The following is a 6,126-nucleotide window of genomic DNA, read 5'->3' as shown; positions in this document are numbered from 1 at the left end:
GAGTGGTCGAGGTCGAGCAGTTGATGGCCGCGACGATCTGGTGCTGGCGATTGAACACCGGGACGGCGACCGAGACGATCCCGTAGTCCAGTTCGTCCTGGGAGGAATCATAGCCCCGGGCGCGCGCGGCCTGGATGCGCTGACGCAGCACGTCCTTGGACGTCACGGTGTGTTCGGTGAGCTTGGTCAGGCTCACCTCCGACAGGTAGGCTTCGATCACCTCGTCGGGCTGGTAGGCGAGCAGGACGTGGCCCAGCGAGGTGGCGTAGGCGGGGAAGCGCGTGCCCACGCTCGCGCCCAAGCGGATGCGCCGGTTGGTCGAAACGTGGCACAGATAGAGCACGTCCTCGCCCGACAGCACCGCCAAGGAGGAACTGTCACCGGTTTCGTCGCGCAGCGCCTGCAGATAGGGCGAAGCCACTTCCTCGATGTTCATCGACGCCAGATAGGCCGATCCGAACACCAGCACCTCGGGGCGCAGCAGGAAACGGCGGCCGTGCTGCGCGACATAGCCGAGCTTGACCAGGGTGTTGAGGCAGCGTCGCGCGACCGCGGGGCTCAGCTTGGTGACGACCGCCACCTCGCTCAGCGCCATTTCCGGCCGCTCCTGGTTGAAGGCGCGCAGCACGCTCAGGCCGCGCTCGAGCGTCGAGAGGTACTCTGGATCCTGCTCTTTGCGGGGCTCTCGCGCCATTCGATGCTTCGCTGCTGCCTAGTATGCAGTCGCGTATAGTCGTCGGCGCGAGCCTAGGCCAGAGCGATCCTGGACCGGCGATCCTGGACCGGCGATCCTGGACCGGCGATCCTAGGCGGCGGCGTCCAGGGGCGCTTTGATCAGCCGACGGCCTTGCGCTTACCGCGCCCGGCCTTCACCTCGGTGTCGTGCTCGCCCAGCGTCGGCGGCGCGGTGACCTGCAGCGGCCTTTCGCCGTCGAACGAGACCGGACTGCGAATTGTGCGGAACGGCCCCATCACCGGGTGCTCGGCGGCGACCTCCAGCTGCAAGTGCTTGGCCTGCGGCGTTTCCAGCACCTCGTTGGAGGCGTAGACCGGCGAGTGAGGCACCTCCAGCGCCGTCAGACGCTCGCACCAGACCTCCAGCGGACGGCTCCTGAAGATCGGCGCCAGCGTCGCCAGGACCGCGTCGTAGTTGTCGATGCGCGCGCCGCGATCGGAGAACCGCGGATCCTCCAGCAGGCCCGGGCGGTCGATGGCCTGCGCCAGATTCTCCCAGAACTTGGCGGGCGAGGACATGTGCAGCGCTATCCATCGGCCGTCCTGGCACTCGAACACATAGGACTGGGAGACATGGGGGCGGCTGTAGGGCGTCATCACCTGGCCGGCCGCGAAGTAGTGGGTGAAGTCGTCCAGATTGAAGTGGCTCATGGCCTCGAGCATGGAGACTTCCACCAGCCGGCCCCTGCCCGTCTCGGACCGCTCGTGCAGCGCGCCCAGGACGCCGTAGGCCGCGTAGTAGCCCGTCACCGCATCGGCGATCGCCGGGCCCACGACCCGGGGGTTCTGGGGATTGACCAGCAGCCGCAGAAAGCCGCTGGCGGCCTGGGCGACGGTGTCGAAAGCAGGGCGGTCGCGACCGGGTCCCGACGGGCCAAAGCCCGATATCGAACAATAGATCAGCCTGGGATTGAGCCCCTGCAGCCTGGCCGCGCCGACGCCCAGCCGCTCGGCGACTCCGGGGCGGAAGTTCTGGATGAAGACGTCGGTGTCGGCGATCAGCGCGTCGAGGATCGCCAGGTCGCCAGCGTCCTTGGTGTTGAGGGTGATGCTGCGCTTGTTGCGGTTGTAGGTTTGGAAGTGCGGGCTGTAGAGCCCGCCCTCGAAGGCGCGGAAGGGATCGCCGCCTTCGGGATTTTCCACCTTGATCACGTCCGCGCCCAGGTCGGCGAGCAACATCCCGGCCGCGGGACCGGTGATGAAGGTGCCCATCTCGAGCACACGGACGTTCTTCAAGACCTTGATCATGACTTCACTCGGTTCGAGCGGCTGGCGATCCCAGCCTTGTCGCCGCGCGGCCTGGCGACGGCGACGCGCTTTCGGCCGGAACGATAGAGATTTCGTATATCGAACTCAAGTTCGCATGCCGAAACTTTTGTTGACAGTCTCGATGGGAAGGGTCGAGTTTCGGGGCCAATCCCTTCACACAGCGAGAGTCGCATGCGCATCGGCAAGCAAGACCAACCCTATAGCGCCATTTCGACCTCCACCGCCGACGTGATCAACGTCCGGGGCAAGGATTTGGTCGGCGAACTGATCGGGCAGATCGATTTCACCTCCTACTTCTGGTTCCTGGTCACCGGGACGCCGCCGACCCCCGTCCAGCGCTTCTTCGCCGATGCGGTCCTGGTGGCGATCGCCGAACATGGCCTGGTGCCCAGCGTGGTGGCCGCGCGCATGACCTACGCGGCCGCGCCGGAAGCCTTCCAGGGCGCGGTGGCCGCCGGCCTCCTGGGCTGCGGCTCGGTGGTGCTGGGCAGCGCAGAGACCACGGGCCGTTTTCTGAGCGATCTGGTCGAGCGGGCCGACCGCGAGAACCTCGACCCGCTCGAGGTGGCGCGGGAAGGCGTCAAGGCGCTGCGCGCCGAGCGCAAAGCCATCCCCGGCTTTGGTCATCCTCTGCATTCGGACGGCGATCCTCGCGGCAATCTGCTCCTGCGTCTGGCCGAGGAGAAGGGCGTCACCGGTCGGCACATCCGCATGTTGCTCGCCGTTCGCGAGGCGCTTCCAGAGACGCTGGGCCGCCCCCTGCCGATCAATGTCAACGGCGCCATTCCCGCCGTCATGCTCGATGTCGGCTTCCCCCTGGCCGCGCTCAAGGGCATCTCGCTCCTGGCCAGGACCGGCGGCCTCATCGGCCATCTGCAGGAGGAGTCCGAGCGCCCGATCGGCTTTGTGCTGTCCCACCACGCCGCCGCCGCGATCGATTATGACGGCGAGGCCGTATAAATTCGATATGCGAAGTTTTATTCGAAAAACGAATTGCTGGGTCGCGCGGCCAGTGGTAGTTTTCCGCGTCATCTAAGCGTCGCCGCGCGGACCTCCGCAAGCAAACAAGACGTGGCGACGGGCCAATGGCGCCCGCGCCAGACAGGGAAGGATTGAGAGATGGGCGTGAATCTCCCCAGCCGACTGCACCATACGGCCTATGTCTCGCGCGACCTGGAGGCGACGCGGCGCTTCTACGAAGACATCATCGGCCTGCCGCTGATCGCCACCTGGTGCGAGAAGGACGAGCTGTTCGGCGAGGAACGCACCTATTGCCACTGCTTCTTCGAGCTGGCCGACGGCAGCGCCCTGGCCTTCTTCCAGTTCGCCAGCCCGAGCGATCAGGACCTATTCGGGCCCAAGATGCCCGACTCCCCCTTCCACCACATCGCCCTGAACGTAGACCTGGAGACCCAGGCCGCGATCGAGCGGCGCATCAAGGCCGCCGGCTATGTCGAGCCCGACACCTACGTCCTGGACCACGGCTATTGCCGCTCGGTCTATGTCAAGGATCCCAACGGCATGATCCTTGAGTTCACCCACGACGCGCCGGAGGCCGAGGAGCTCAATCGCCAGCGCCGAACCGACGCCCACAGCGAACTCAAGCGCTGGCTGGCGGGCGACCACCGCAACAACAACGTCTTCCGCTCCCACACGCACGAAACCCAGGCCTAGCGCCGGGCGGGCGATGAGGCCCCTGGCGGCTTCCGGCGCGGCGCGCGCATCGATCGCCGTTCCCGTACGCGGCGGGGTGCTGCACGGCGAGGTGTCGGGCGAAGGCCCGGCGGCGCTTTTCCTGCACGGCTGGACACTGGACCGCCGGATGTGGCGACCGCAGGTCGAGGTTCTGTCCTCGACTTTCCGGGTCGCGGCCATCGATCGGCGAGGGTTTGGCGCGTCAACCCCGCCGCCCGACCTGGACCAGGAACTGGATGACATACTGGCGGTGCTCGATGCGCTGGCCGTGGATCGCTGCGCCCTGATCGGCATGTCGCAGGGCGGGCGGGTGGCTCTGCGCTTCGCCGACAGGCGTCCCGATCGCCTTTGGGGCCTGGTCTTGCAAAGCGCGCCGCTGGACGGCTTCGCGCCCGGCCCGCGCCCGGAGGAGGCCATTCCGCTGGACGCCTATCGCGATCTGGTTCGCGGCGGCGCAATCGACGCGATGCGGGCGGCCTGGTCGTCACATCCTTTGATGGCCTTCCCCGGTCACCTGGACCGCTCGGCCCTCGACGCCATGCTCGAGGCCTACGACGGGCGCGACCTGGGCGAGGTGATTTCGCCGAGGGGCGAGGCGCCGGACCTGGCCCGACGCCTCGACACGATCGCCGTCCCGGCCCTGGTGATCACGGGCGAGCACGACCCGCCCTGGCTCCAGCTGGTCGGCGACGCCCTCGCCTATGGCCTGCCCCAGGGCGGACGCCAGGTCATGGCGGACGCCGGCCACATGAGCAATCTCAGCCATCCCGAGGCGTTCAACGCGGCGGTCGGCGCCTTCCTCGGCGACACAGCCGTCCGAAGCTGATCGGCGGCGATCTGGTCACGCCAAGGTGACGAACCGATCGCACGAGACGATCTTCACAGCCCTCTACCGCAACGACGGATCTCCGCCCTACAGGGAGCGACGCAACACCTCGCCGACCCGCTCGGCGTCGGGTCCCAAGACGATGTGGAGAGCGTTTTCGCCGACGCGGACAAGGCCCCGAACGCCGACGGCGGCCAGGGCGGCCTCGTCGAGAGCGGCGGGATCGTCCAGCACCACCCGCAGGCGGCTGGAGCAGACGTCGACGGACTTGAGATTGCCCGCTCCGCCGAGCGCGGCGGCGATGGCCCGCGCCTTGCGGTCATCCTCCAGGGTCGGGCTCGCGACGTCCTTGGCGAGGGTCCGGATCGCCTTGGCTGGCGGCGCCGGGCTTTCGAGCGCCTGACGGATCTCGCCGGCGACGGTGTCGGCGATCGGGCCCAGCACCACCTGCAGGGCTTTGTCGGAGGGGCGCACGATCCCGCGCGCGCCCAAGGCTTTCAGGGCGGCTTCGTCGACCGCCGCCTGGTCGCCGACGATCAGGCGAAGGCGGGTGGTGCAGGCGTCGACGCTGGTCAGGTTGCCCGCCCCGCCCAGGGCCTGGACGAAGTCAGCCCCGCGCCCGCCGCCGGTGGCGACGGCCTTGGCCGGAACGGCCTCGTCGTCCTCGCGGCCGGGGGTCTTCAGATCAAACCGGGCGATAGCCAGGCGGAAGAGGCCGTAATAGAGGCCGGCGTAGGCAAGGCCGATCGGAACCAGCCATAGCGGCCGGCTAGCCTTGCCGAAGTTCAGCACATAGTCGAACAGGCCCGCCGAAAAAGTGAAGCCCAGCCTCACGTGCAGCAAGTCCATCAGCGCCATGGCCACGCCCGTCAGGACGGCGTGGATCGCATAGAGCGCCGGGGCCAGGAACATGAACGAGAACTCGATCGGCTCGGTCACCCCGGTCAAGAACGAGGTCAGGGCCAGGGAGGCCAGCATGCCGCCGACGGCCTTGCGCTTTTCGGGTTTGGCGGCGTGGTACATGGCCAGGCACGCGGCCGGCAGGCCGAACATCATCACCGGGAAGAAGCCGCTCATGAACGCCCCAGCGGCGGGATCGCCCGCGAAGAAGCGACGGAGGTCTCCGGTCGCGCCGTGATAGTCGCCGACCACGAACCAGGCGATGTTGTTGAGGATGTGGTGCAGGCCGGTGACGATCAGGATCCGGTTGAGGAAGCCGAACACCAGAAGGCCGATCTCGCCCGAGACGACCACCGCCCGGCTGGCGGCGTCGACGCCGCCGTTGATCGCGTCGTAGCCCAGGCCCAGGAGCACGGCGATCAGCAGGCCGGCCAGGCCCGAGACGATCGGCACGAAACGCCGGCCGCTGAAGAAGGCCAGGTATTCGGGCAGCTTGAAGCCCGAGAAGCGGTTGTAGAAGAGCCCGCCGACGATCCCCGAGACGATGCCGATCGGCACGCTCAGCTTGGCCAGCGCCTTGGCCTTGTAGGCGCCGACCGCGAGGTGCGCGTGATCCTTGACCAGACCGGCCGTCACCTCGGCCGGCGCGTGCAGCAAGGCCTTGGCGCCCTCGGTGGCGATCAGGAAGCAGACGACGCCCG

At 67.7% G+C, this 6,126-nt stretch carries 6 protein-coding genes; 3 read left to right on the top strand and 3 right to left on the bottom strand.

Annotated elements, in window-relative coordinates; all coding sequences use genetic code 11:
- The coding region (locus VJ655_RS03490; protein ID WP_324098300.1) for an IclR family transcriptional regulator domain-containing protein at positions 1-694 on the bottom strand (694 nt) is incomplete at its 3' end.
- Positions 695-834: 140 nt separating this feature from the next.
- Positions 835-1,983, bottom strand: a complete 1,149-nt coding sequence (locus tag VJ655_RS03485) for a CoA transferase (RefSeq protein ID WP_324098298.1) — start codon at positions 1,981-1,983, stop codon at positions 835-837.
- Positions 1,984-2,175: 192 nt separating this feature from the next.
- On the opposite strand from VJ655_RS03485, the gene VJ655_RS03480 reads away from it, so the two are divergent.
- From VJ655_RS03480 to VJ655_RS03470, 3 genes are all read left to right on the top strand, one after another.
- Positions 2,176-2,964, top strand: coding sequence for a citryl-CoA lyase (locus VJ655_RS03480; RefSeq protein ID WP_324098296.1), 789 nt, complete (start codon positions 2,176-2,178; stop codon positions 2,962-2,964).
- Positions 2,965-3,123: 159 nt separating this feature from the next.
- Entirely contained in the window at positions 3,124-3,678 is a 555-nt protein-coding gene (locus VJ655_RS03475) for a VOC family protein (RefSeq protein WP_324098294.1), read from the top strand.
- Between the two features lie 13 nt (positions 3,679-3,691).
- The gene (locus tag VJ655_RS03470) at positions 3,692-4,525 is read left to right on the top strand and encodes an alpha/beta hydrolase (RefSeq protein WP_324098292.1); all 834 of its coding nucleotides are present in this window, start codon (positions 3,692-3,694) and stop codon (positions 4,523-4,525) included.
- Positions 4,526-4,612: 87 nt separating this feature from the next.
- Here the strand turns inward: VJ655_RS03470 and VJ655_RS03465 are convergent.
- Positions 4,613-6,126 (bottom strand): PTS transporter subunit EIIC (locus VJ655_RS03465; protein ID WP_324098290.1); only part of this gene is annotated, 1,514 nt, incomplete at its 5' end.

Origin of the sequence: Caulobacter sp. (assembly GCF_035254145.1) — a bacterium.
Classification (GTDB): Bacteria; Pseudomonadota; Alphaproteobacteria; order Caulobacterales; family Caulobacteraceae; genus Caulobacter.
This window is presented reverse-complemented; position numbering and strand designations above follow the sequence as displayed.